Here is a 22,836-nt window from a genome sequence, read left to right on the forward strand (position 1 = left end):
CGCTGTGACCTTTCACGCCCCATCTGCCACGGCGCCACGCCCCCATTCGCTAGCCGCGAAGGAGATGCACAGATGGTGACTCACTACAGAACCGCCGGGCACCTGGCCTGTGGCCGTCAAGGCGACAGCCTGGTTTCCACCGCCGAACTGGCGCGGGTGAAGTGCCGCAGCTGCCGCAACACCGAGGCCTTCAAGGAGGCGCGCCGCAGCAAGCGCAACGCGGCGCGGCGGGCGTCGCGCAAGGCCAAGGCCGGCCATGCGGCGCTGGACTGGCGCAATGGCTGGATCGCGCGGCTCAGCGAAATGGCCGGCCGCCAGCGCCTGCCGCGGGGCTTCGGCGACCAGCCGTTCGTCTAGCCGCGGCGGCTGCGGGTGGTGAGGGCCATCACCGCGATGAACTGCACCGCCAGCACCAGCACGATGGTCGGCGCGGGCGCGCTGTCGAGGTAGAACGACAGGTACACGCCCGCGAAGGCCGACACCAGCGAAACGCCCGTGGCCACCCAGAGCATGGCGCCGAAGCGCCGCGTGAGCAGGGCGGCGATGGCGCCGGGGGAAATCAGCAGGGCGATCGCCAGGATGATCCCGGCAGCCTTCAGCGCGCCGACCACGGCCAGGGAAATCAGACACAGCAACCCGTAGTGCAGCAGGCCCACGGGCAGGCCGATGGCGGCGGCCTGCACGGGGTCGAAGGTGTGCAGCATGAAGTCCTTCCACTTGGCGCCGATCACTCCGGCGATCAAGGCGGCGATGGCGGCGGAGCCGAGGATGTCTTCGACGGAGGCGCCGAGGATGTCGCCGAACAGGATGTGGTCCAGGTGCACGTCGGACTGGATCTTCACGTACAGCACCAGCCCCAGGCCGAACATGCCCGAATACACCACGCCCATCACCGTGTCCTGCTTGATGCGGCTGTTGTTCTTCAAATAGCCGGTGCTGACGGCGCAGAACATGCCGGCGACGAAGGCGCCGATGGCGAAGGGGATGTTGAGGATGTAGGCGATCACCACGCCGGGAAACACCGCGTGGGAAATGGCGTCGCCCAGCAGCGCCCAGCCCTTGAGCACCAGGTAGCACGACAGCAAGGCCATGGGCACGGCGATGACCATGGCGATCACCAGGGCGTTGACCATGAAGTCGAAGCGAAACGGCTCCAGCAGCAGTTGCAGCGTGGTCATGGCGTCACCCCCAGGGCCAGGCGCGCGCGGCGGCGGGCGGCGAGCAGGCCGTGTTTCGGCGCCCAGACGAACGCCAGCAGGAACAGCGCCGTCTGCAGCACCACGATGACCCCGCCGGTGGCGCCGTCGAGGTAGTAGCTGAGGTAGGTGCCGACGAAGCAACTGAGGGTGCCGATGGTCACGGCGATCAGCAGCAGGCGTGGGAAACGGTCGCTGAGCAGGTAGGCGGTGGCCCCGGGGGTGATGACCATGCAGATCACCAGGAACGCGCCCACCGTCTGCAACGCGGCCACGGTGCAGGCCGAGAGCAGGGTGAAGAAGGTGAGCTTGAGCAGGGTGGGGTTCAGGCCGGTGAAGCGGGCGTGGTCTTCGTCGAAGAAGGTCACCATCAGGTCGCGCCACTTGAGCAGCAGCACCGTCAGTGAGACCACGCCGATCAGCGCCAGTTGCAGGGTGTCGCCGGGGGTGATGGCGAGGATGTTGCCGAGCACGATGGTCTGGATGTTCACCGAGGTCGGCGACAGCGAGACCATGAACAGCCCCAGGCCGAAGAACGAGGTGAAGATCAGCCCGATGATCACGTCCTCCTTGAGCTTGCTGCGCTGGTTGAGGAACAGCATCGCCGCCGAGGCCAGGCCGCCGGCGAAGAACGCGCCGACCGAGAACGGCAGGCCGATCATGTAGGCGCCGGCCACGCCCGGCACGATCGAGTGCGACAGCGCATCGCCGATCAGCGACCAGCCCTTGAGCATCAGGTAGCACGACAGGAAGGCGCACACGCCACCGATCAGCGACGACACCCACAGGGCATTGCGCATGTAGCCGTAGGCGAAGGGTTCGAGCAGCAGTTCGATCATGGCGCGGCCTCGCTGTCGGTCTCGCCGTCGCGGCGGGCGGGGATGCCGTTGCGCAGGATCAACGGGCGTTCGTCGTCGCTGAACACGCCCACCGGGTCGCGGGTGGTCTCGCTCGGTTGCAGCAGGGCGAAGTGGCGCAGCACACCGCCGAAGGCGCGCTCCAGGTTGGCCTGGGTGAACACTTCGTCGGTGGGGCCGTGGGCCAGCACGGTGCGCTTGATCAGCACCACGCGGTCGCAGAACTCGGGCACCGAGCCGAGGTTGTGGGTGGAGACGAGGATGATCCGGCCTTCGGCGCGCAGTTCGCGCAGCAGGTGGATGATCTGGTCTTCGGTCTTCACGTCGACGCCGGTGAACGGCTCGTCGAGCAGGATCACCTGGCTGTTCTGCGCCAGCGAGCGGGCGAGGAACACGCGCTTCTTCTGCCCGCCGGAGAGCTCGCCGATCTGCCGTTTGCGCAGCGCGCTCAGGTCGACCCGCGCCAGCGCCTGCGCCACGGCCTCGTGGTCGGCCTGGCGCGGGATGCGCAGTGGGCCCATGTGGCCGTAGCGGCCCATCATCACCACGTCCTCGACCAGCACGGGGAAGTTCCAGTCCACTTCCTCGGTCTGCGGCACGTAGGCGGTGCAGTGGCGTTTCAGGGCTTGCTTGGCGGGCATGCCGAGCACCTGGATGTCGCCCTGGGCGAGCTTGACCAGGCCCATGATGGCCTTGAACAGGGTCGACTTGCCCGAGCCGTTGACGCCCACCAGTGCGGTGATGGTGCCGGTGGGAATCTGGAAGCTGGCGTCGTGCAAGGCCGTGTGGCCGTTGCGGTAGGTGACGCTGGCGCCTGTGACGACGATGCCGGGGAGCTGTGCCGGCATCATGGCGTGGCGCCCTCGGCCAGGCCTTTGGCGAGGGTTTCGCAGGTCACCCGCAGCAGGTCGAGGTAGGTGGGCACGGGGCCGTCGGCGCCGCTGAGCGAGTCGACGTAGAGCACGCCGCCGTAGTGCGCCTGGGTTTCGGCGGCCACCTGGCGCGCCGGTTTGTCGGAGATGGTGCTTTCGCTGAACACTGCGGGAATGCCGTTGGCCTTGACCGTGTCGATGACCTTGCGCACCTGTTGCGGGGTGCCTTGCTGGTCGGCGTTGATCGGCCACAGGTACAGCTCCTTCAGGCCGAAATCCCGCGCCAGGTAGGAAAACGCCCCTTCGCTGCTGACCAGCCAGCGCCGCTCGGCGGGGATGCTTGCCAACTGCGCGCGGATCGGCGCGATCACCGCTTCGATGCGCGCCTTGTAGGCTTCGGCGTTGCGAGTGTAGGTGGCGGCGTTGGCGGGGTCGTGCCGCACCAGGGCGTCGCGGATGTTATCCACATAGCGCAGCGCGTTGCGCGGCGACATCCAGGCGTGGGGGTTGGGCTTGCCGGTGTAGGGGCCTTCGCTGATGCTCATCGGCTCGATGCCCTCGGACACCACCACGCCGGGCACGCCGTCCAGGCGGTGGAAGAACTTCTCGAACCACAGCTCCAGGTTCAGGCCGTTCCACAGGATCAGCTGCGCGCCTTGGGCGCGGCGCAGGTCGCCGGGGGTGGGGGCGTAGTTGTGGATCTCGGCGCCGGGCTTGGTGATCGACTCGACGGTGGCGGCGTCACCGGCGACGTTGCGGGCCATGTCGGCGATGACCGTGAAGGTGGTGACGGCCTTGAGTTTTTCCTGGGCGACGGCGGGCAAGGCGAACAGTAGCGTGCAGGCCAGGGCGGCGAGCAGCGTGCGCGGGGCGGGGAGGTTGAACATGGGGCCCTTCCAGATTCATGCAATGGCTTGCGATCAATTGGATCTGGCTATGTTCACGGAAGGTTTGCCGACTCTTGGTGTAGGAGGGTGGTCGGCTTGATGTAGGCGCAGCGTCGGCACTATGACAAATACGTCTCCTGCGCACAATCCCGGCCCGGCGTCGCGGTGTGCGCTTCGATGGGCGGATGGGGCGCGAACCAGCGCGGCCATGAGCTCTGGTGACGGCCGCCGACCTCGACGCAAGGGATCAGCCGTTCGCTCAAGACCGCCGCCTGGCCCACCGACACGGCCGTGCGGTACTTGCGGCTGTGGATGCACTCGCGGTCGCCGAACTCGCAGCGGTTCAGTTGGGTGCCGCCGCAGGGGCCGTTGGCCAGGCCCTTGGGGCAGGTTTCCGGGCAGATGTAGAGGGTGTCTTCGAGGCGGCATTGGCCGCAGGTGTCGCAACCCACCAGCGGTCGCTTGAGGCTGCGTTCCACCCGGTGCAGCAGCTTCGCCGGGCCTGCGGCGGACCACACTGGGCGGCGCACGGCCCAGCCGAAGGCCTTGCTGAGCAGGGTCTGGCGGCTGAACAGCTGGTGGTGCAGGGCCGCCAGCAGGTGGTAACGGGCCTTTTCCTTGGCGCTGGCGCGCACCTCGCGCTGGCCCTGTTGCCAGGCGTGCGCGGGCGGGTGGAAGGTCACGTCGGGCACGCCGGGTATCCGCCAGGCGGCGTCCCAGGCGTGGCCCCATTGCTCCAGGGTTTCGAGGCGCGGCAGCCAGTGCTCCAGGGCCTGCTCCAGGGCGAGGAATGGTTCCAGTTCGTGGATGCCGGAGAGGTTGATGCCGGCATAGCCGAGCAGGCGCAGGCCGATCACCTGCAGGGCCAGGCGCTGGGTGGCGCGGTCCTGGGCGAAGGCCTTGGACACGCCGGCCTCGGCGGCCAGCAATGCGCGCATGCCGGGGCTGACGGTCACCCCGGCGACGTGGTCGAGCATCTTCGCGCGGCCCTCGGTCAGGGCCATGATGCAGGCGAGCATGGGCTTGGGGCTGGGCTGGCGCTGCATCCAGGCCATGGCCTCGCGGTACTTCTGGACGTCGAAGCCCAGTTGCAGGATCAGGAAGTCAGCGCCGGCGCTGAGCTTTTTCTCGGCCTTGAAGTACTGCGCGCCGCCTTCTTCCTCGCGGTACTTGAACGGGTTGAGCGCGGCGCCCAGCAGCCAGTCGGGGCGCGCTTGCCGCACGATGTGCAGTGCGCCGACCGATTCGAGGTAGCGCACCGGGCGCTGGCCGGGGGTGTGGCCGGGCAGGCGGTCGCCGGTGAGCAGCAGCAACTGGTCGAGGCCGGCGGCGTCCATGCGTGGGAGCTGGGCGAGCAGGTCCTGGCGTTCGCGGTCCTTGCCGGAGAAATGCAGCAGGGTGGGCACCGGGGTGGTGAAGCTGGCGCAGGCGTCCAGGGGCGAGAGGTCCAGGGGGCTGGCGACGCGGTCGCCGATGGACACCGCCAGCGGCCAGCCGCACAGGTGGGTGCGGGCCATGATCGCTTCGAGGGCGGCGAAGCGTTGGCTGTTGGGTTTGGGCACGAACTCCATGACGCAGACGAAGGTGCGGTCGTGCAGTGCGCGTTTCAGCGGGGTCATGGGCGGCGGTACCGGGTTGGGGCAGGAGGCCATTGTGGGGGATAGGGTTGGGGTGGGCTTGTCCAAAAGCGTAGGGAATTGATTTGGATGAGACATTTTGCGGTGTTCATGCGGGCCCTGTCGCGGGTGCCCCTCAAGCTGTGCGGGGCACATCTGGAAACAATCCAATCTTTGCCAGCTATTTCAGCATTTGCTTGCATGCCCGCTCCCAACCATGACGACAAGGAGTGTCAGGCAATGAACGTTCTGGTAATCGGCGCCAGCAAAGGCCTGGGCAAGGCGCTCATCGAAGGCCTGGGCGACCCCGGCGACCTGCTCACCGGCGTTTCCCGCACGACTCCCGCCTGGCTCAGCCCCCGCGAAGGCGTGCAGGTGAGCTGGATCGAAGCCGACCTCAGCCAACCGCTGCCCGCTGTGGCCCATATCGAACAGGCCCTGCGTGGCCAGCCCCTCGACACGCTGATCTACAACCTCGGCCTCTGGGAAGATCAGGCCTTCGACCCCGCCTACGATTTTCTCGAAGACCGCGACGCGCAACTGGTGGCGATGGTCGATTGCAACGTCACCGCGACCATCCTGCTGATCAAGCGCCTGCTGCCGCTGTTGCTGCGCAGTGAGCGGCCACGCCTGCTGCTGACCGGCTCGACCTCGGGCCTGCCACGCAGCGGGCGGCCCGAGGTGACCTTCGGGGCCAGCAAGTTCGCCTTGCAGGGGCTCGCCGATGCGTTGCGCGAGGGGTATCGGGCGCAAGGTTTGGGGGTGACCTGCCTGAACCTGGGGTACCTGAATACCGAGGACGGGCTGGACGTGCCGCTGGGCGAGGCGGCGGCGCGGGGGGAGGGGGCGTTGGTGCCGCTGCACGATGTGGTGCAGGTGGTGCGCACGCTGTTGGCGCTGTCGCCGGCCAGCTATGTGCGCGAGTTGACGATGCCGGCGATGCTCGACGAGCGGTTCTGAGGCGGGTGGCACGGGCTGCGCCCGTGATCGCGGGGCCGATGGTGAGCCGGTAGGCGCGCGATGAGGCCGGGCCGGATACAGCACCGACAGTGGGGGCGGTGGTGCCGGGGCAATGGGGTGGCCCTATCGCGGGGCAAGCCCGCTCCTACAAGGTACAGCTGTCCGTCAGAACACCGCTGTAGGAACGGGCTTGCCCCGCGATAGGGCCGGTACGCTCAACTCAGGATCAACGCTCGATCGCCAGCGCCACGCCCTGGCCACCGCCGATGCACAGGGTCGCCAGGCCTTTCTTCGCATCGCGCTTGATCATTTCGTGCAGCAAGGTCACCAGCACCCGGCAGCCCGAGGCGCCGATCGGGTGGCCGAGGGCGATCGCCCCGCCATTGACGTTCACCCGCGCGGCATCCCACTCCAGTTCCTTGCCCACGGCCAAGGCCTGGGCGGCGAAGGCCTCGTTGGCCTCGACCAGGTCCAGGTCGGCGAACTGCCAACCGGCCTTGCTCAGACAGCGCTGGGTTGCCGACACCGGGCCGATGCCCATGATCGCCGGGTCAACGCCCGCGCTGGCGTAGCCGGCCACCTTGGCCAGCACTGGCAGGCCCAGGGCCTTGGCCTTGGCGACGCTCATCAGCAGCACCGCGGCGGCGCCGTCGTTGAGGCTGGAGGCGTTGCCGGCGGTGACGCTGCCGTCCTTCTTGAAGGCCGGGCGCAGCTTGCCCAGGGACTCGGCGGTGGTGCCGGGGCGCGGTTGCTCGTCGGTGTCGAACACCAGCGGCTCGCCTTTCTTCTGCGGGATGTGGATGGGGGTGATCTCATCCTTGAAGCGGCCCGCCTCGATGGCGGCCACGGCCTTGCGTTGCGACTCGGCGGCGAAGGCGTCCTGCTGCTCGCGGCTGATGCCGTATTTGTCGACCAGGTTCTCGGCGGTGATGCCCATGTGGTAGTCGTTGAAGGCGTCCCACAGGCCGTCGGTGATCATGCTGTCGACCAACTGGCCGTGGCCCATGCGCTGGCCGGTGCGTGCCGATGGCAGCACGTAGGGGGCCAGGCTCATGTTCTCCTGGCCGCCGGCGATCACCACTTCGGCATCGCCGCAGCGGATGGCCTGGGCCGCCAGGTGCAGGGCCTTGAGGCCTGAGCCGCAGACCTTGTTCAGGGTCAGGGCCGGCACGGCGTGGGGCAGGCCGGCCTTGACGGCGGCCTGGCGCGCGGGGTTCTGGCCGGCGCCGGCGGTGAGCACCTGGCCGAGGATCACCTCGTCGACCTGCGCCGGGTCCAGGCCGGTCTGCTCCAGCAGGCGCTTGATCACCGCGGCGCCCAGGTCGACGGCCGAGACGTTGGCCAAGCCACCCTGGAAAGTGCCGATGGCGGTGCGGGTGGCGGCGACGATGGCGACTTCGTTCATTGTTGTTCTCCGAGAGGCAAGCGTGATCGGGACAGCATTCCATGGCCTGCGCTCATTTGAGAAGTTTGTTTTTCTTTGCGATTGATCGGGTTTGCAAATGAATTGGGGTGTCTGTGCCGCCCTTAATCGCGGGCAAGCCCGCGCCCACAGGTACGGCGCCGCTCCCAGAAGCCGTGGTGAGCCTGTGGCAGCGGGCTTGCCCGGCGATGAGGCCGTCACCGCTCTGGGCATTTGAATCACCCGGCCCAGCCCGTAATATGTGTCGGATAACTTGCGGGGGTAGTCTCACCCTCTGATCAAACGGAATCGCCCCCGGGCGCTTCCCCAGCATAAACCTGACGAGGTACAGACATTGGCCATCATTCATCCCAAGGTACGCGGTTTCATCTGCACCACGACTCACCCCAAGGGCTGCGAGCTCAACGTCCGTGACCAGATCGAAGCCACCCGCAAGCTGGGCGTGCGCGAGGATGGTCCGAAGAAGGTCCTGGTGATCGGCGCCTCCAGCGGCTACGGCCTGGCAGCGCGCATCACCGCGGCGTTCGGCTTCAAGGCCGACACCCTGGGCGTGTTCTTCGAAAAGCCGGGCACCGAAACCAAGGCCGGCACCGCCGGCTGGTACAACGCCGCCGCCTTCGACAAGTTCGCCAAGGCCGACGGCCTGTACAGCAAGTCGATCAACGGTGACGCCTTCTCCGACGAAGCCCGCGCCAAGGTCATCGAGCTGATCAAGCAGGACATGGGCGGCAAGGTCGACCTGGTCATCTACTCCCTGGCCTCGCCCGTGCGCAAGCTGCCGCAGACCGGCGAACTGGTGCGCTCGGCGCTCAAGCCGATCGGCCAGCCGTACAAGTCGACCGCCATCGACACCAACAAGGACACCATCATCGAGGCCAGCATCGAGCCGGCCAGCGAGCAGGAAATCGCTGACACCGTCACCGTCATGGGCGGCCAGGACTGGCAGCTGTGGATCGACGCCCTGGCCGGCGCCGACGTGCTGGCCGAAGGCGCGCGCACCGTGGCCTTCAGCTACATCGGCACCGAGATCACCTGGCCGATCTACTGGCACGGCGCCCTGGGCCAGGCCAAGCAGGACCTGGACGAAACCGCCCTGCGCCTGGACCAGCAGCTGGCCGGCAAGGTCAAGGGCGGCGCCAACGTGGCGGTGCTCAAGTCGGTGGTCACCCAGGCCAGCTCGGCCATTCCGGTGATGCCGCTGTACCTGTCGATGGTGTTCAAGATCATGCAGGAAAAGGGCGTCCACGAAGGCACCCAGGACCAGCTCGACCGCATGTTCCGCGAGCGCATGTTCCGCGCCGACGGCGCCCCGGCCGAGGTGGACGAGAAAGCCCGCCTGCGGCTGGACGACTGGGAACTGCGCGACGACGTGCAGGACGCCTGCAAGGCCCTGTGGCCGCAAGTGACCACCGAGAACCTGTTCGAGCTGACCGACTACGCCGGTTACAAGAAGCAGTTCCTCAACCTGTTCGGCTTCGAGCGCGCTGACGTCGACTACGACCAAGACGTGGCAACCGACGTACGGTTCGACTGCGTCGAGCTGTAAGCAAGTCCTTGACCCCGTGCCCGTTTCCGACGGGCGCGGGGTTCCCGCCAAGGCTTGTTAACATTCTGCAACAAATCCCCTGCTGGCCCTCTGCTATGAGGCCGTTCTATACCGCAGCTATTGGCCAGGTAATCTCGCCTCGGCCGGGGAGGCAGCATGCGCGTATTGCAAAAACTACAAGAACGGATCCGCCAGAAAGGTCTCAAGCGCACCTTCAAGACCTTGTTCGAACGCTACGTGTTCTTCCACTGGGAGTTGCTGTGGATGGAGCGCGACCTGGTCAGCCCCGTGCCCCCCTATAACCTCAAGGAACACCCGCCGGTGACCCTGGTGGACATCACCACGGCCAACGCCGATGCCTTCGCGCGCTATTTCGGCGACCGCGTCGAGACCATGCGCGAACTGGCCGCCGCTGGCCACACCGGGCACATGTACCTGGATGAGCATGGCGATGCCGTGGCGTTCATCTGGGCCAGCGTGGTGGATTACCACGACAAGCACTACTACGGCTGCACCTTCCCGGTGAAACCGGGGGAATTCTTCGAGTTCGGTGGCGAGATGACCCGCCGCTTCTTCGGCACCGAGTTGTCCGTCACCGCCCAGGTCGAGCTGTGGAACGCCATGTACGCCAAGGGCTGCAACAAGGTGGTGGACGTGGTCGAGACGCATAACGTGCCGGCGATGAAGCTGCACCTGCGCATGGGCTACCACGAGCAGGGGCGGGTGATGCACGTGTACGGCCTGTTCGGGCGCTGGAAGCTGTTCCGCGAAGCCCGCTACGACGGTTCGCGCCTGGCGGTGCTGCGCAAGCCCGGGGTGGCGCGGGCCCTGCCCACCACCTGAAGTATCAACGCGTCCCAGCAGGCGCGGGCTTGGCCCGCGATAGGGCCGGTACAGCCCCCGCAATTTTTGCTAGCGTGGACGGATTCCAAAAAAATCCGTCCGCCTCCCGGCGCGACGTCGCAGGGAGCCCTCCATGAGCAGCCTGACCCAGCCCGCCACCGCTTTTCGCCACACCACCGCCGATGGCTACAGCCTCGGTGGTTTCCAATGGCGTCACGCCGAGCCCGAGCCGTTGCGCCCGCTGGTGATCATCAACGCCGCCACCTCCGTGCGCTGCCGTTACTACAGCCGCTTCGCCGACTACCTGTTCGCCCAGGGCTGCGACGTGCTGACCTACGACTACCGCGGCATCGGCGAATCGCGCCCGGCCTCGCTGCGCGGCCTGCAAGCCTCGTGGAGCGACTGGGGCAGGCTGGACTTCGAGGCCATGCTGCAGCGCGCCGAGGCCGAGTTCCCTGGCCAGCCGGTGGACGTGGTCGGCCACAGCTTCGGCGGCTGGGCGGTGGGCCTGGCGCCCTCGGCCGGGGTGGTGCGGCGGGTGGTGATGGTCGGCGCGCAGTTCGCCTACTGGCGCGACTACGCGGCGGACCAGCGCTGGCGGCTGGTGGGCAAGTGGCATGTGCTGATGCCGCTGTTGACGCGGTTGTTCGGTTATTTCCCGGGCAAGCGCCTGGGCTGGCTGGAAGACACCCCGGCCGGGGTGGTGCGCGATTGGAGCACGCCGACGGCACGCTACGAGCAGCGCCCCAGCGCACGCCTGCTCCAGGCCCGGCCGTTCGCCCAGGTGCGGGCGCCGACCCTGGCCATCACCCTGACCGACGACCCGTTCGGCACGGTGGCCGCCACTGACCGGTTATTGAGCTACCTGGCGCATGCCGAACGCCGGCACCAGCGGCTGGCGCCGGTGGATATCGGGGAGCAGGCGGTGGGGCATTTCGCGTTTTTCCATGACCGCTTCCGCGAGCGGTTGTGGCCGATCGCGCTGGAATGGTTGCAGTGCGGGGAGTTGTCGGCGCGGGTGCCTGGCACACGGCTGGGCTGACCTCACATCCCCTGTAGAGCGGGCTTGCCGCTCTACAGGGGGCGCGCCGGTGTCAGGCGTTCCGGGTCAGCGGCTGCGCGGCGAAGGTCACGCCGGCCAGGCCATGGCGGATCAACGCGCGGATATTGCCATGGTCGCTGCCCTCGGGCGTGGCCAGCACGCTGCGGTAGTGCTCGCCGAAGGCCAGCAGGGCCTCCTGGTCGCTCAAGCCTTCCAGCAACGCCAGGCCCAGGGTCTTGCACGAACCTTCGTTCTGCCCGGCGGCGTTTTCCACGCCACCGTTGTTGAAGGCCTGGGGCTGGTAATCGTAATGAGCGGCGACGAACGCCAGGGTGTCGGCGAACACGTGTTCGCCGCTGGCCAGGCTCTGGCGCAGGGTGTTCAGGTCAGTCACGGGGTTTTCCTTGTTCGAACGCCGCCTGTTGCTCGGCGCTGGCTTCTTTCTGGTATTGGGCTTTCCACTCGGCGTAGGGCATGCCGTACACCGCCTCGCGGGCGTCGTCCAGGCTCACGTCGAGCTGGCGCTCGTCGGCGGCGGCCTTGTACCACTTGGACAGGCAGTTGCGGCAGAAGCCGGAGAGGTTCATCAGGTCGATGTTCTGCACGTCGGTGCGCTTTTGCAGGTGTTCGACCAGGCGCCGGAACGCGGCGGCTTCGAGTTCGAGCTGTTGTTGCGGGGTCATGGGCGTCTCTCAGGTCATGCGGTTCTTCAGGTGGCGGCCACCGTTGATGACCACGTTGCTGCCAGTGCTGTACTGGCTCTCGAGCAGGAACAGCACCGCCTCGATCAGCGGCTGGGCGCCGGGCTCGAACTCCAGCAGGGCCTTTTTCAGGGTCTGCTGGCGGTAGGCCTCGTCGCCGCCCTCCTTGAGGATCAGCAAGCCCGGCAGGATACCGTTGACGCGCACCTTCGGCGCGTATTTTTCGGCGAACGACAGCACCATGTTCTGCAGCGCGGCCTTGGTCGCCGCGTAGCCGATGTGGCTCTTGCTGCCGCGCGAGGAGGTTTCGTCGCAGATGTGGATGATGTCGGCCTTGTCGAGCTTGGCCAACTGCTCGCCCAGGGCCAGGTTGAGGTGGTAGGGCGCCTCGACGTGCAGGCGGAACATGGTGTCGAGGTTGCACAGGTCGTCGTCGAGCCACAGCGAGGCATTGTGGATGATCGCGCGCAGGCCGTCGTAGTGCTGCTCGAGGTGGGCGACCAGCGCCAGCCGGTCGTGCTCCAGGCACAGGTCGGCCTGGAACTGGACGATGTTCGGGTGCGCCGCCTCGGGGCGGATGCTGCGGCTGACGCTGACGACCGTGTGGCCGGCCTGGGCCAGCGCCTGGGCGAGGGCCAGCCCGACACGCTGGCTGGCTCCGGTGATGAGGATAGGGCTGTTCATGTTCGGGGCGGTCAACTTGTTCGTGCGGTGAGGCCCAGCATACCCGAACTGTTTCCCTCTGGCGTGCCCCCTCAGCGGCTGCGCAGGCCTCGTGGCGTGTTGTCGGCGGGCGTCAGCCAGGGCGCCAGCAGGCGGGTCGACAGCGGGATGAACAGGTAGACCATCAGCGGCGTCAGCGCCAGGGTGCTGATCAGCACGCGCGGCAGCAGGTCCAACGCTGCCAGCCAGTGGCCGAACAGCAGGTTGAACAGCAGCGATACCGGGAAGAACGCCAGCCAGATGGCCGTGGCCTGTTTCCAGCGTGGCGGCTTTTGCACCGTTTCGGTGCCGAACCAGTCGTCGATGCCGGTCACGCGCCGCTCTTTGGGGCGCTCGAACAGCCCGTCGCCGCGCTGCAGCCAGGCCCGGCGCGAGGCGGAATGCTCCCAGGCGTGCAGGGTGGGCTCGTCGCCAAAGCGGAAGATGATCTGGAATTCGTCGCCATCGCTCGGTGGCGCGAGGATGCCCGAGCCTAGGTAGCCGGGAAAGTCTGTGGCCAGCTGCTCGCCTTCGTGCAGCCAGGCCAGCAGGTCCTGGTAGCGGCCATGGGCGGCGCGGCGCGACACCATCAAGGTGACGGGTGGGGTAGACATCGTGTATCTCCTGACGACGGGGCTGGCGGGTAGCCGGCCCCTTTGACCTGTGCCCGGGGTGGTGGGCGACGCAGGTGTATAAGCAAGAATCGGGCGCGATTATCGCGGATTTTTTCTGGCGGGTCAGTACCGGGCGCGGCGGGGTGCGCTGACCGCTGGCGCGTCCCGGCGTAGAATGGCCGGCACAATCCTACAAGACAGAGTTTTCACTCTCATGAAAGAGCCGCTTCCGGCCCACGCGATCGACGCTGCCCTGGCCCACACGGAGCTGTTCCCGATCCGCGAGGTCGCCCGCCTGACCGGCGTGAACCCGGTGACCCTGCGCGCTTGGGAGCGTCGCTACGGGCTGATCCTGCCCACCCGCACGCCCAGCGGGCACCGCTTGTATTCCCAGGCCGACATCGACGCCATCGGCAGCATCCTCGGCTGGCTGCGGCGCGGCGTGGCGGTGAGCAAGGTCGGCAGCATCCTGGCCCGTAGCCAGGCGCTGGAGCAGGGCAGCGGGGCTGCGGGCGGCGTGGACGACCCGGCGCGCTGGCAGGCGCAGGTGCGCGAGGCCGTGCACGGTTTCGACCGCGCGGAGCTGGAGCGCCTGTTCGAGCAAGTGCTGGCCAGCCACGCCCTGGAGCAGGTGTTCGACGAGGTGTTCCTGCCGGTGTGGCAGGCACTGGGCACTGACCAGGCGGGCTTCGGCCAGCGCAGCGAGTGGCTGTTCCTCGACCAGTTCCTGCGTGGCCAGGCGCTGCTGCGGTTGCAGCGGATACGCGAGCCGAAGTCGTGGCGCGTGCTCGTGGCGCCGTTGGCGGCCGAGGGGGCTGAGTTGGAATTGCTGGTGGCCGGCTTGCTGCTGGGCGGTGACGACCTGGCCGTCACCGTGCTCGCGCCGACCCAGCCGCTGGATGAACTGGCGCTGGTCTGCGAACGCCAGCTACCCGATGCCCTGGTGCTGTTCGCCAACCATCGCCCAGCGGCGGACCTGGCCAAGCGCCTGGCACGCCTGACCCTGGGTGTGAAATGCCCGGTGCTGGTGGCGGGCGAGGCGGCGGAAATGGCCCAGGACGCCCTCGACGGCGGGCCGGTGGCCTGCCTGGGGGCAGAGGCGGGGATGATGCGGCGGCGTTTGCGCCAGTACCTGGCGGGTCAGCTCGATACCTGAGTGTGCAGTTCGGGGTGCGCCCTGCGGTGGGCCTGGAGGATGTATTCGCGCAGGCGCTCGACCTCGTCGGGCGAGGTGCGGGCCAGGTCGTAGGCGGCAAGGTCCGGGCCGATGCGCCGGCGCAGCACGCCTTGCAGCGCGATGGGCGCAATGCCGCCCGGGGCGAACTGCAGGTCGAAGTGGTTCGGCACCAGGGCGCCGTCGGTCACCTGCAGCAGCACCCCCTTGAACGAGATGTCGCGCACCCACAGGCGCGTGGCCTCGCCCTGGGCATTGACCAGCGCGCTCGGTTGGTCCATCGACAGCCGCCAGGGCCGCAGCATGGGCCCGTCCTCGTAGATTTCCGGCGAGCCCAACTGCAGGTGCAGGGCGTGGAACTCGTCCTCGACCAGTTGCAGGGGGAAGGTGATCTGCTGGTTGTTGAACTGGGCCTGCAAGGTGACCTGGTCGTTGGCCACCAGGCGGGTGAGCAACTGCTGCAAGCGGCGGTCGCCATTGACCAGCAGGGTCGACATGGAGTCGGCCAGGTTCAGCTGGGGGGCGTGCTGCATGTCCTGAATGAAATCCAGCTCATCCTGGGTCAGGAGGGCATCTGCTTGCATGATCGGACTCGGGGTTGGCAGGCGGCTGAGGGGTTCTTCACGGCGATTGACCGCGCCATCGGCGCTTGGTTCAGGTGCGTTCGTCGGGTTGCCGTTCATCCGCGCGCGCCTTGAGCTGGGCCAGTTCCCGTTCCAGTTCGACCTGGCGGCTGACGTCTTTCTGAATGCCGATGAAATAGCGGCGTTGGTCGGCGTCGTTGTACACCGGGGTGATCGACAGCTCGTTCCAGAACGCGCTGCCATCCTTGCGGTAGTTGCGCAGCACTTCGCGGCACGGGCGGCCGTCGGCCAGGGCCTTGCGGATGCGCGCACGGCTCAGTTGGTCGCGGTCGTCGCCCTGGAGGAAGCGGCAGTCCTGGTAGAGGATCTCGTCGCGGGTGTAGCCGGTGAGGCGTTCGAAGGCCGCGTTGACGTACAGCAGGATGGTGTCGTCACCTTCCTGCTCGGCGACCACGATGCCGTCGTTCGAGGCGTCGACCATCGATTGCAGCAGTTGTGCGTTGATCATGTTCCAGGCCATGGGGTGGAAAGCGTTGAGCGGAGGCGGCCTTTTGCCACTGATGGATGCTAGTATCCTACGTTTTCACTCAGTTTCGGAATCCTGTTCCCGATGAAAGTCGCCATTATTTCCGGTTCGGTGTATGGCACCGCCGAAGAAGTCGCCCGTCACGTCGAATCCCTGCTCAAGGCTGCCGGTTTCGAAGCCTGGCACGCTGCCCGCGCCACCCTGGAAGACCTGCGCGGCTTTGCCCCCGAAGCGCTGCTGGCGGTGACCTCGACCACCGGCATGGGCGAGTTGCCGGACAGCCTGGTGCCGCTGTTCAGCAGCATACGTGACACGCTGCCGGGTGAGTGGCGCGGGTTGCCGGGGGCGGTGATTGCGCTGGGCGACTCCAGTTACGGGGACACCTATTGCGGCGGTGGCGAGCAGATGCGCGAGCTGTTCGCCGAGCTGGGTGTGCGGGAAGTGCAGCCGATGCTGCGCCTGGATGCCAGCGAGACGGTGACCCCGGAGACCGACGCCGAGCCGTGGCTGGCCGAGTGGGTGGGCGCGCTGCGGGGCTGATCTACCCCAGCCCATCGCGGGCTTGCCCCGCGATGGCGTCGGCCGCAACAACACCTTCCTGAACCCCCGCGCGTTCCCGCAACAACGTCAACCATGCCTGCGCCGCCTTCGACAGGTACGCCCCCCGCCGCCAGATAAAGGCAATGTCCCAGCGCAGGAAGCCGGGTGCCTGCAACGGCACGCGCACCACCCCTTCGCGCTCCAGCCCCCGCGCCACCACGCTCGGCAACAACACCACGCCCTGCTCGGCCGCCACCAGCGCGGCGAGGAAGTCCGCCTGGCCGCTGCGCCCGCCCTCCCTGGGCGTGAATCCTTCCTGCTGGCAGGCGCTGAGCAGCCGGTCATTGAGCATGAAACTGCGGTGGTACAGCAGGAACGGCGTATCGGCCAATTGCTGCAACGCCACCCCCTGCTGCGCGGCCAGCGCATGCCCGGCTGGCAGCAGCACGTCCAGCGGCTCGTTGCAGAACGGCTGGTAGTCGAACGCCGGGTCGCTCGGGGTGATGCAGCCACCCAGCTCCAGCTCACCACTCCTGATCGCCTGCTCGACCATGCGGCTGCCGCCTTCGAGCAACTGGATCGAGATGTTCGGATGACGCCGCCGATACTCGGCGAACAGCTCGGCGAACAACGCCTCGCCGCCCAACTGCGGCAGGCCCAGGCGCAATTCGCCATGCACCAGGTGGTTGAGGTCGTCGAGCTCGGCGAGCAGTTCGTGGCGCTGGCGCAGCAGCGCTTCGCCACGCTCCAGCACGATGCGCCCAGCAGCGGTCAGCAGCAGCTGCGAGCCCTGGCGTTCCAGCAGCGGTTGGCCGATGTCTTGCTCCAACTGGGCGACCTGCTTGCTGACCGCCGACTGGCTGATGTGCAACGTCAAGGCCGCCTGGGTGAAGCCGCCGCGGTGCACCACTTCGACGAAGCTGCGCAGGTGTTTGAATTCCATGATCGTGATTCCAGTTTGGAATTGATGCCAGTCTAACAATTCGCTTCTGGCCTAGGCAGGTGGATTCTAGAATGGCCTCATCCGAGGAAGCCTGCCGATGAAATCCCTGATCCTGAAAACGCTCCCGCGCCTGCTGGCCGAACTGGCGGTGCTGGTTGGCCTGTTCCTGCTCGGCGGTCAACTGGTCGCCTGGCTCGGCTGGCCGATCCCCGCCGGCGTCATGGGCCTGGCCCTGCTGCTGGCACTGTTCGCCTGTGGCGTGCTCAAGCCGAACATGCTGCAACTGGGCGCCGGCTGGTTGATGGCGGAGATGCTGTTGTTCTTCATCCCTGCGCTGATGAGCCTGCTCGACTACGGCGGCCTGGTGCGCAGCGAAGGCTGGCGCATCCTGCTGGTGATCGCCGTGAGCACCGTCGTGGTGATGGTGGTCACCGCCGTCACCGTCGAGTTGGTTTGCCGCTGGAGCCTGCGCCATGACGCTTGAACCGATGCCGCTGTTCTGGCTCGCCCTGACCTTGTCGGCCTACCTGGGCAGCCGCTGGCTGTACCAGCGCAGCGGGCGCTACCTGCTGTCGCCGCTGGTGCTGGTGCCGGCGCTGCTGCTGGCGGTGGCCGTGCCGCTGCACACCGCCTACGCCGAATACGCGCGCAATACCCATTGGCTGATCGGCGTGCTGGGCCCGGTGACCGTGGCCTTCGCCGTGCCGATCTGGCAGCAGCGGGCGATGCTGGCGCGGCACTGGCCGGCGTTGCTGCTGGGCATGCTCGCCGGCAGCGCCGCGTCGATCGGCAGTTCCTGGGGCCTGGCGCACCTGCTGGCGCTGGACGAGGCGGTGAGCCTGTCGCTGGTGCCGCGCTCGATCACCACGCCGTTCGCCATGCCACTGGCCCACGACCTGGGCGGCGTGCCGGAGCTGACCGCGGTGTTCGTGATGTTCACGGGTGTGCTCGGCGCGCTGTTCGGCGGCGTGCTGCTGCGCTACCTGCCGCTGCGCACGCCGCTGGCGCGGGGGGCGTTGTTCGGGGTCGGCGCGCATGGCGCCGGGGTCAGCCGGGCGCGGGAAGTGGGGGGCGTGGAAGGCTCGGTGGCCGGGTTGGTCATGGTGCTGACCGGCTTGCTCAACCTGTTCGCCGCGCCGTTGCTGGCGGTGCTGCTGTGACCGTTCGTGCCGCTGACCCGCACGGTCATCAAGCTGGCTGCCAAGGCAAGTTCCGCCCTTCGGCGCGCTGACTAGACTGAGCCTCGACATAGAGAGCACATGCAAGTGCCGAGGTGACATGCAATGAACGCAGCCTATTCCGTCAACACCTGAACCCCGAGAACGAAACGATGCCTTTGGCCGAAATCCCATTGTGCGTCTGGCGTACCCGGGGACAGAGTTTTTCCTTCCGGGGCCAGAGCATCCGCTACTGGACAGCAGGGCAAGGAGAGCCACTGCTACTGCTCCATGGTTTCCCCACCGCCAGCTGGGACTGGCACTACCTGTGGGCACCCCTGGCCCAGCGTTTTCGCGTGGTGGCCTGCGACATGCTCGGCTTCGGCGACTCGGCCAAGCCGGCCGACCACGACTACAGCCTGGTGGAACAGGCGGACCTGCAGCAGGCGCTGCTCGACCACCTGCGCATCGAGCAACCGGTGCACCTGCTGGCCCACGACTACGGCGGCAGCGTGGCCCAGGAGCTGCTGGCGCGGCACCACGAAGGCCGCACCGACATCGCCAGCTGCGTGTTCCTCAACAGCGCGCTGTTTCCCGAGAGCTGCCCGCTGCTGCTGGTGCAGAAGCTGCTGCTCAGCCCGCTGGGCTGGCTGGTGGGGCGCTCGTTCGGCCGTGACGACCTGGTGCGCAACGTCAGCCAGATCTACGGGCCGTGCACCCACCCCAGCGAAAGCGCGCTGGACGACTGCTGGAGCCTGATGATCTCCAACCGCGGCACGCGCATCCTGCACAAGCTGATGGCCTTCGTGCCGGAGCGCCGCTCGCTGCGCGAGCGTTGGGTGACGGCGTTGCAGCGCGACGGCGTGCCGCTGCGCTTCATCAACGGCGCGGTCGACCCGCTGTCGGGCGCGCACATGGTCGAACGCTACCGGCAGCTGGTGCCGGACCCCGACACCGTGGTGCTGCAGGGCATCGGTCATTACCCGCACACCGAGGCGCCGGTGCAGGTGCTGCGGCATTACCTGGCGTTTCGCGAGCAGCCGATGAGCTACATCCCGCAGAAGGTCGCCTGGTCCTGAGCGGGCGATCATCGTCCTGTCTTATCGCCTGCCATTCAGCGCCAGTGCGCTTGATTGTCCGTCACCGATGGCTGGCGGACACTCCTTGCACCCCAACCCCTGCCTGGAGCCTTGAGCATGAGCGAGCCGGTACGTCTGCAAGATCGAGTGGTGATCGTCACGGGGGCCGGCGGCGGCCTGGGGCGCGCCCACGCGCTGCTGTTCGCCGCGCGTGGCGCCAAGGTGGTGGTCAACGACCTCGGTGGGTCGACCCACGGCGAGGGCGCCAGCGCCTCGGCGGCCGACCGGGTGGTGGAGGAGATTCGCGCCGCTGGCGGCACGGCGGTGGCCAACCATGATTCGGTGGGCGACGGTGCGCGCATCGTCGAGCAGGCGCTGGACAGCTTCGGTCGCGTCGATGTGCTGGTGAACAACGCCGGCATCCTGCGCGACAAGACCTTCCACAAGATGGACGAAGCCGACTGGGACCAGGTCTATCGCGTTCACGTCGAAGGCGCCTACAAGGTCACCCACGCCGCCTGGCCGCACCTGCGCGAGGGCAACTGGGGGCGGGTGATCTTCACCGCCTCGACCTCGGGCATCTACGGCAATTTCGGCCAAGCCAACTACGGCATGGCCAAGCTCGGCCTCTACGGCCTGACCCGCACCCTGGCCATCGAGGGCCGCAAGCACGGCATCCTGGTCAACGCCATCGCCCCCACGGGCGGTACGCGCATGACCGAGGGCTTGATCCCGCCGCAGGTGTTCGAGCGCCTCAAGCCCGAGCTGATCAGCCCGCTGGTGGTGTACCTGGGCAGCGAGCAGTGCCAGGACAGCGGCGAGCTGTTCGAGGTCGGCGGCGGCTGGGTGGGCAAGGTGCGCTGGGAGCGCAGCCTGGGGGTGGGGTTCGACCCGCGTGAGGGGTTCACGCCCGAGCAGGTGGCGGAGAACTGGGCGCGCATTGGCGATTTCGAGGGCGCGGTGCACCCGCAGGACACGTTGCAGGCGTTGCAGCAGATGATGGCGAACCTGCAGAAGTACCCGCTGGGGTGAGTGATCGTGAGTACCGCGGCGTACCTGTGGGAGCGGCTTGCCCCGCGATGGCGTCGGCCCAGGCGATCTATTCTTGAGGGCATAAAAAAGGCCGCTGCAACCGCAGCGGCCAATCAAGACGTCAGATCAAGGAGCTTCAAAATCAACGTCGGGGAACAGGCGGCTCGAAAAACGTCGGGGTAGAGCCCTTCGCGCCAGCCAGTGAGAAAAGCATAAGCCTTTGATCCCACCCGAAAAATAGCTCAAGGGGACATTCACTTTTACGTTTCGGGTAAGAGTGCCTCAGCCTTCGAAGCCCATCCGCCAACTGGTTGCCCGTGCCGCCGCCAGCAGTTGCCGCGCCGCCGGCCCATGCTCGTCGGCATGGAAGATCGACGTCGGCCCCACCACCGTCATCACCGCCACGATCTGCCCCATGGCATTGAACACCGGCGCCGACAACGCATCGACCCCCGGCATCAGCAGCCCATGCACATGGTGCAGGCCCTGTGCGCGGATCTGCCCCAACAGCGCGTCGTAGTCCGCCGGCGCCTGGCCCAGCGCCGCCAGCTCGCGGTCGCGCAGCTCCACGGTCTCGCGCTCGGGCAGGTAGGCGGCGAACACCAGCCCAGTGGACGAACTGAGCAGCGGCAGCACCGAGCCGATCTGCGTCACCACCGTCACCGCGCGCACCGCAGGTTCGATGCTCACCACCGTCGCGCCCTGGTTGCCCCACACGGCGATGAAGCAGCTTTCGTTCAAGTCGTCGCGCAACTGCGACAGCGGCAAGGCCGCGACCTTCAGCACATCGATGCTGCCCAGCGCCGCCATGCCCACGCGCAAGGCCTCGCGCCCCAGGCCATAGTGGTTGGTGGCCGGGTCCTGTTCGGCGAAGCCGCTGGCGATCAGCGCCTGCAGGTAGCGGTGCACCTTGCTCGCGGGCATCTGCACATGCTCGGCCAGGCGCGACAGCGAGGTGGAGGGGGACAGCTCGGCGAGGGCCTTGAGGATGTCGGTGCCGACTTCCGCCGAGCGGACCTTCTGCTTGCCGTTGTCGCTGGGGGAGGTGGCTTTGGCCATGGGAACGCGAATCCATCGTGACAGGTGGCGCCTTTATAGCTTGACGCCTTGCCCTCGGCAAATTACGTTATTCGTAATCTGATTACGATAAAAACAATGCAGACGCGCTGCCACCGGTCGTCCGACCCCTCGCGCAGCCCACTGCCCGCAACGGCTCCGCGCGAGCCCGGAGGCATCGATGACCCGCGACACGTCCCCTGAACGCCAGTACCTGAGCGGCTTCGGCAACGAATTCGCCAGCGAAGCCCTGCCCGGTGCGCTGCCGGTCGGGCAGAACTCGCCGCAGCAGGCGCCCTACGGGCTGTACGCCGAACTGCTGTCGGGCACCGCGTTCACCATGGCGCGTAGCGAACTGCGCCGCACCTGGCTGTACCGCATCCGCCCCTCGGCCCTGCACCCGCGTTTCGAGCGCCTGGCGCGCCAGCCCCTGGCCGGCCCGCTGGGCGCGGCCAACCCCAACCGCATGCGTTGGAGCCCGCAGCCGATTCCAACCGAGCCCACCGATTTCATCGAAGGCTGGCTGCCGATGGTGGCCAATGCCCCGGCCGAGAAACCGGCCGGCGTGAGCATCTACATCTACCGCGCCAACCGCTCCATGGAGCGGGTGTTCTTCAACGCCGACGGTGAGTTGCTGCTGGTGCCTGAACAGGGCCGCCTGCGCATCGCCACCGAGCTGGGCGTGCTGGAGGTCGAGCCGTTGGAGATCGCGGTGATCCCGCGCGGCATGAAGTTTCGCGTCGAGCTGCTCGACGGCCAGGCGCGCGGCTACATCGCCGAGAACCACGGCGCACCGCTGCGCCTGCCGGACCTCGGCCCCATCGGCAGCAATGGCCTGGCCAACCCGCGCGACTTCCTCACCCCGGTTGCCCATTACGAAGAAAGCACCGGCCCCGTGCAGTTGGTGCAGAAGTTTCTCGGTGAACACTGGGCCTGCGAGCTGGGCCACTCGCCACTGGACGTGGTCGCCTGGCACGGCAGCAACGTGCCCTACAAGTACGACTTGCGCCGCTTCAACACGATCGGCACGGTGAGCTTCGACCACCCGGACCCGTCCATCTTCACCGTGCTGACCTCGCCGACCAGCGTGCACGGCCTGGCCAACATGGATTTCGTGATCTTCCCGCCGCGCTGGATGGTGGCCGAGAAGACCTTCCGCCCGCCGTGGTTCCACCGCAACCTGATGAACGAGTTCATGGGCCTGATCCATGGGGCCTACGACGCCAAGGCCGAAGGCTTCCTGCCCGGTGGCGCCTCGCTGCATGGGGTGATGAGCGCCCACGGCCCGGACGCCGACACCTGCGCCAAGGCCATCGCCGCCGACCTGGCCCCGCACAAGATCGACGCCACCATGGCCTTCATGTTCGAGACCAGCCAGGTGCTGCGCCCGAGCCGCCAGGCCCTCGACTGCCCGCAATTGCAGGCCGACTACGACAGCTGCTGGGCGACCCTGCCGAGCACCTTCAACCCGAACCGGAGATAACCG

The 22,836-nt window shown here is 67.4% G+C and carries 26 protein-coding genes; 12 read left to right on the top strand and 14 right to left on the bottom strand.

What is annotated here, in order from left to right; translation table 11 throughout:
- Positions 1-72 precede the first annotated feature (72 nt).
- Positions 73-357, top strand: a complete 285-nt coding sequence (locus P0Y43_RS19010) for a hypothetical protein (protein WP_275638799.1) — start codon at positions 73-75, stop codon at positions 355-357.
- On the opposite strand, the gene P0Y43_RS19015 is transcribed toward P0Y43_RS19010, so the two are convergent.
- From P0Y43_RS19015 to P0Y43_RS19035, 5 genes are all read right to left on the bottom strand, one after another.
- The gene (locus P0Y43_RS19015) at positions 354-1,178 is read right to left on the bottom strand and encodes a metal ABC transporter permease (RefSeq protein ID WP_275638800.1); all 825 of its coding nucleotides are present in this window, start codon (positions 1,176-1,178) and stop codon (positions 354-356) included. The two genes, P0Y43_RS19010 and P0Y43_RS19015, sit on opposite strands and share 4 nt — an antisense overlap.
- The gene (locus P0Y43_RS19020; RefSeq protein ID WP_275638801.1) at positions 1,175-2,035 is read right to left on the bottom strand and encodes a metal ABC transporter permease; all 861 of its coding nucleotides are present in this window, start codon (positions 2,033-2,035) and stop codon (positions 1,175-1,177) included. Before P0Y43_RS19020 ends, P0Y43_RS19015 begins: the two co-directional genes overlap by 4 nt.
- Positions 2,032-2,904, bottom strand: coding sequence for a manganese/iron ABC transporter ATP-binding protein (locus P0Y43_RS19025; RefSeq protein ID WP_275638802.1), 873 nt, complete (start codon positions 2,902-2,904; stop codon positions 2,032-2,034). The genes P0Y43_RS19020 and P0Y43_RS19025 overlap by 4 nt, the downstream gene beginning before the upstream one ends.
- Positions 2,901-3,812 carry a metal ABC transporter substrate-binding protein gene (locus P0Y43_RS19030; protein WP_275638803.1) on the bottom strand — a complete coding sequence of 304 codons (912 nt, stop codon included), beginning with the start codon at positions 3,810-3,812 and terminating at the stop codon, positions 2,901-2,903. The genes P0Y43_RS19025 and P0Y43_RS19030 overlap by 4 nt, the downstream gene beginning before the upstream one ends.
- Before the next feature lie 119 nt (positions 3,813-3,931).
- Entirely contained in the window at positions 3,932-5,431 is a 1,500-nt protein-coding gene (locus tag P0Y43_RS19035; RefSeq protein WP_275638804.1) for a methylenetetrahydrofolate reductase C-terminal domain-containing protein, read from the bottom strand.
- Between the two features lie 237 nt (positions 5,432-5,668).
- On the opposite strand from P0Y43_RS19035, the gene P0Y43_RS19040 reads away from it, so the two are divergent.
- The gene (locus P0Y43_RS19040; RefSeq protein WP_275638805.1) at positions 5,669-6,388 is read left to right on the top strand and encodes an SDR family NAD(P)-dependent oxidoreductase; all 720 of its coding nucleotides are present in this window, start codon (positions 5,669-5,671) and stop codon (positions 6,386-6,388) included.
- Positions 6,389-6,614: 226 nt separating this feature from the next.
- Here the strand turns inward: P0Y43_RS19040 and P0Y43_RS19045 are convergent, their stop codons facing one another.
- Complete coding sequence (locus P0Y43_RS19045; protein ID WP_275638806.1) at positions 6,615-7,793, bottom strand: acetyl-CoA C-acetyltransferase; 1,179 nt, start codon at positions 7,791-7,793, stop codon at positions 6,615-6,617.
- Between the two features lie 352 nt (positions 7,794-8,145).
- On the opposite strand from P0Y43_RS19045, the gene fabV reads away from it, so the two are divergent.
- The 3 genes from fabV to P0Y43_RS19060 all read left to right on the top strand — a co-directional run bounded on the left by fabV (position 8,146) and on the right by P0Y43_RS19060 (position 11,242).
- A complete protein-coding gene (gene fabV / locus P0Y43_RS19050; RefSeq protein ID WP_275638807.1) occupies positions 8,146-9,357 on the top strand; it encodes an enoyl-ACP reductase FabV in 1,212 nt (403 codons plus the stop codon).
- A 156-nt stretch (positions 9,358-9,513) separates the two neighbouring features.
- Positions 9,514-10,200 (top strand): N-acetyltransferase, encoded by a 687-nt coding sequence (locus P0Y43_RS19055; protein ID WP_275638808.1) that lies wholly within the window; start codon positions 9,514-9,516, stop codon positions 10,198-10,200.
- A 133-nt stretch (positions 10,201-10,333) separates the two neighbouring features.
- On the top strand, positions 10,334-11,242 hold the full coding sequence (locus tag P0Y43_RS19060) for an alpha/beta hydrolase family protein (RefSeq protein WP_275638809.1): 909 nt from the start codon (positions 10,334-10,336) through the stop codon (positions 11,240-11,242).
- 52 nt (positions 11,243-11,294) lie between these two features.
- On the opposite strand, the gene P0Y43_RS19065 is transcribed toward P0Y43_RS19060, so the two are convergent.
- The 4 genes from P0Y43_RS19065 to P0Y43_RS19080 form a co-directional block, all read right to left on the bottom strand.
- Positions 11,295-11,636 (bottom strand): HopJ type III effector protein, encoded by a 342-nt coding sequence (locus P0Y43_RS19065; protein WP_275638810.1) that lies wholly within the window; start codon positions 11,634-11,636, stop codon positions 11,295-11,297.
- Positions 11,629-11,925 carry a DUF1244 domain-containing protein gene (locus P0Y43_RS19070; RefSeq protein ID WP_275638811.1) on the bottom strand — a complete coding sequence of 99 codons (297 nt, stop codon included), beginning with the start codon at positions 11,923-11,925 and terminating at the stop codon, positions 11,629-11,631. Before P0Y43_RS19070 ends, P0Y43_RS19065 begins: the two co-directional genes overlap by 8 nt.
- A gap of 9 nt (positions 11,926-11,934) precedes the next feature.
- Positions 11,935-12,627, bottom strand: coding sequence for a dihydromonapterin reductase (gene folM / locus P0Y43_RS19075; protein ID WP_275638812.1), 693 nt, complete (start codon positions 12,625-12,627; stop codon positions 11,935-11,937).
- Positions 12,628-12,698: 71 nt separating this feature from the next.
- On the bottom strand, positions 12,699-13,259 hold the full coding sequence (locus tag P0Y43_RS19080) for an antibiotic biosynthesis monooxygenase (RefSeq protein ID WP_275638813.1): 561 nt from the start codon (positions 13,257-13,259) through the stop codon (positions 12,699-12,701).
- 214 nt (positions 13,260-13,473) lie between these two features.
- Between P0Y43_RS19080 and P0Y43_RS19085 the strand changes: the two genes are divergently transcribed.
- A complete protein-coding gene (locus tag P0Y43_RS19085) occupies positions 13,474-14,415 on the top strand; it encodes a MerR family transcriptional regulator (RefSeq protein ID WP_275638814.1) in 942 nt (313 codons plus the stop codon).
- On the opposite strand, the gene P0Y43_RS19090 is transcribed toward P0Y43_RS19085, so the two are convergent.
- The gene (locus P0Y43_RS19090) at positions 14,400-15,017 is read right to left on the bottom strand and encodes a hypothetical protein (RefSeq protein ID WP_275638815.1); all 618 of its coding nucleotides are present in this window, start codon (positions 15,015-15,017) and stop codon (positions 14,400-14,402) included. The two genes, P0Y43_RS19085 and P0Y43_RS19090, sit on opposite strands and share 16 nt — an antisense overlap.
- Positions 15,018-15,087: 70 nt before the next feature.
- Complete coding sequence (locus tag P0Y43_RS19095; RefSeq protein WP_275638816.1) at positions 15,088-15,525, bottom strand: PAS domain S-box protein; 438 nt, start codon at positions 15,523-15,525, stop codon at positions 15,088-15,090.
- 102 nt (positions 15,526-15,627) lie between these two features.
- On the opposite strand from P0Y43_RS19095, the gene P0Y43_RS19100 reads away from it, so the two are divergent.
- The gene (locus P0Y43_RS19100; protein ID WP_275638817.1) at positions 15,628-16,083 is read left to right on the top strand and encodes a flavodoxin; all 456 of its coding nucleotides are present in this window, start codon (positions 15,628-15,630) and stop codon (positions 16,081-16,083) included.
- Between the two features lies 1 nt (position 16,084).
- Here the strand turns inward: P0Y43_RS19100 and P0Y43_RS19105 are convergent, their stop codons facing one another.
- Positions 16,085-17,026 (bottom strand): LysR family transcriptional regulator, encoded by a 942-nt coding sequence (locus P0Y43_RS19105; protein ID WP_275638818.1) that lies wholly within the window; start codon positions 17,024-17,026, stop codon positions 16,085-16,087.
- Between the two features lie 97 nt (positions 17,027-17,123).
- Here P0Y43_RS19105 and P0Y43_RS19110 point away from each other — a divergent pair, with 97 nt between their 5' ends.
- The 4 genes from P0Y43_RS19110 to P0Y43_RS19125 all read left to right on the top strand — a co-directional run bounded on the left by P0Y43_RS19110 (position 17,124) and on the right by P0Y43_RS19125 (position 20,294).
- Entirely contained in the window at positions 17,124-17,510 is a 387-nt protein-coding gene (locus P0Y43_RS19110) for a CidA/LrgA family protein (protein ID WP_275638819.1), read from the top strand.
- Positions 17,500-18,186 (top strand): LrgB family protein, encoded by a 687-nt coding sequence (locus tag P0Y43_RS19115; protein WP_275638820.1) that lies wholly within the window; start codon positions 17,500-17,502, stop codon positions 18,184-18,186. The genes P0Y43_RS19110 and P0Y43_RS19115 overlap by 11 nt, the downstream gene beginning before the upstream one ends.
- 170 nt (positions 18,187-18,356) lie before the next feature.
- The gene (locus P0Y43_RS19120; RefSeq protein ID WP_275638821.1) at positions 18,357-19,262 is read left to right on the top strand and encodes an alpha/beta fold hydrolase; all 906 of its coding nucleotides are present in this window, start codon (positions 18,357-18,359) and stop codon (positions 19,260-19,262) included.
- Between the two features lie 117 nt (positions 19,263-19,379).
- Positions 19,380-20,294: an SDR family oxidoreductase gene (locus tag P0Y43_RS19125; protein ID WP_275638822.1), complete on the top strand. Its 915-nt coding sequence runs from the start codon at positions 19,380-19,382 to the stop codon at positions 20,292-20,294.
- Between the two features lie 282 nt (positions 20,295-20,576).
- Here the strand turns inward: P0Y43_RS19125 and P0Y43_RS19130 are convergent, their stop codons facing one another.
- Positions 20,577-21,353, bottom strand: coding sequence for an IclR family transcriptional regulator (locus P0Y43_RS19130; RefSeq protein WP_275638823.1), 777 nt, complete (start codon positions 21,351-21,353; stop codon positions 20,577-20,579).
- A gap of 178 nt (positions 21,354-21,531) precedes the next feature.
- On the opposite strand from P0Y43_RS19130, the gene hmgA reads away from it, so the two are divergent.
- Positions 21,532-22,833 carry a homogentisate 1,2-dioxygenase gene (hmgA, locus tag P0Y43_RS19135; protein ID WP_275638824.1) on the top strand — a complete coding sequence of 434 codons (1,302 nt, stop codon included), beginning with the start codon at positions 21,532-21,534 and terminating at the stop codon, positions 22,831-22,833.
- The last annotated feature ends 3 nt before the right edge of the window (positions 22,834-22,836 follow it).

The organism is Pseudomonas entomophila, from assembly GCF_029193575.1.
Classification (GTDB): domain Bacteria; phylum Pseudomonadota; class Gammaproteobacteria; order Pseudomonadales; family Pseudomonadaceae; genus Aquipseudomonas; species Aquipseudomonas entomophila_G.